Annotated in this window: 1 pseudogene; it reads left to right on the top strand. The window is 68.7% G+C overall.

What is annotated here, in order from left to right:
• A pseudogene (locus A5780_RS34195) lies at positions 1–1,760 on the top strand (hypothetical protein); the annotation flags it as partial.
• Positions 1,761–1,779 lie beyond the last annotated feature (19 nt).

Here is a 1,779-nt window from a genome sequence, read left to right as displayed (position 1 = left end):
CTGCTGGGCCAGGCTGGACATCAATCCCGGAAACCACCACCGCCCATGAGGAGGCAATCACCATGTCCGACACCACCATCCGCGACGCCGCGACCTGGCAGCTCGGTGTGCCGACCGGCTACGCCCAGCGCATCGCCCACGTGCTGGCCATCGCCGGGGTCAACCAGGCCCGCCACACGCGCACCCGGCTCCAGCGCGACGACGACCAGGCCCGCGAACACGGACCCGCCGCGATCGAACTGTTCGAGATCGCCGTCGGCAACCAGATCGGGGCCGCCGAGGACCGGCTGGAACAGATCGTGTGGGACAACCAGTGGGCGCTGACCTCCGCGCTGGCCGACGCGCTGACCTGGCACGACACCTCCGAGATCGCGGACCAGAAACTGACCGAACTGTGCGACGCCTTCGCCCACCAGTGGGGCGTGAACATCGACACCGAGCAGATGCAGGTCGGCATCGATCCCGACTTCGACGCAATCGGAGCCCAGAGCCGCGCGCAGGCGGCGGCGCTGTTCGCACGCCAGAGCGCGGCCATCGGGATCATCGAGGACCTGCCACTGGCCCCGGAAGCCAAACCCGTTGTCGGGCAGGCACTGCTGCGGTGGCGCGGGGAAAGCCTCGACGAAGCCCCCACCTACGCGTTGTCGTCTGCCGAGCAGCGGCGCGCGCAGCTCGACACCGATCTGGATGCGGCCGGCCTCACCACAGACGACCGCACCCGCGTCGACTTCGTCGTCGACTACCTCACCGGAGACACCCGCAACATCGACCTGCTCACCTCCCCGGTGTTCGTCGATCCCGGAGAGGAAGCCCGCGGCCGCATCCCGGAGCTGCTGGCCGGATTCGACGAAGGCCACGTCACGGCCAAGCAGATGGCCGCCGAGATCGCGGTGATGACCGCTGAGGACCAGGCCCGTGTCCGTGAGGTCGGCAAAGCGATCCGCGACGGACAGTACCCGGACCTGCAGCTCTGGCCCGGCTACGCCGACCGCGACAAACTCACCGAACAACTCTCACTGCTCGCCGGTGATGTCGAGGACCTGCGCGCGACCGCGGACTACCTCGCCGAAAACGACATCTCGAACGAGTCCCCCGAAACCTGGGGTGTGGGTGACGAGACCGCCGCGACCATCGAACGGCTGCGTGAGCGCAGCGACGAGATCGTCGCCGCCGCCACACTCCAGCACGGCCTGGCCGACAACGGGTTTGGCTTCCGGGGCCAGTGGCAGGTCCTCGATGATCCCGATGGCCGCGCTCTGGCGTGCGAACAGCGCCGCCGCCTGCGCGCGGCTCTGGGCTCCGATTGCGTCGAAGTCGGGATCGATGCCGACCTGCATCTGCTCGGTGTCGATGTTCACGCCCCACTGGTGGGCGAAGGCGTCGCACAGTTCGGTCAGTTTCTGGTCCGCGATCTCGGAGGTGTCGTGCCAGGTCAGCGCGTCGGCCAGCGCGGAGGTCAGCGCCCACTGGTTGTCCCACACGATCTGTTCCAGCCGGTCCTCGGCGGCCCCGATCTGGTTGCCGACGGCGATCTCGAACAGTTCGATCGCGGCGGGTCCGTGTTCGCGGGCCTGGTCGTCGTCGCGCTGGAGCCGGGTGCGCGTGTGGCGGGCCTGGTTGACCCCGGCGATGGCCAGCACGTGGGCGATGCGCTGGGCGTAGCCGGTCGGCACACCGAGCTGCCAGGTCGCGGCGTCGCGGATGGTGGTGTCGGACATGGTGATTGCCTCCTCATGGGCGGTGGTGGTTTCCGGGATTGATGTCCAGCCCGGACCTGGG

The sequence above is a fragment of the Nocardia sp. 852002-20019_SCH5090214 genome (assembly GCF_001665865.1).
GTDB classification, from domain to species: Bacteria; Actinomycetota; Actinomycetes; order Mycobacteriales; family Mycobacteriaceae; genus Nocardia; species Nocardia nova.
Note: the sequence above shows the minus strand (reverse complement) of the source record. Positions and strands in the feature narration are given on the sequence as shown.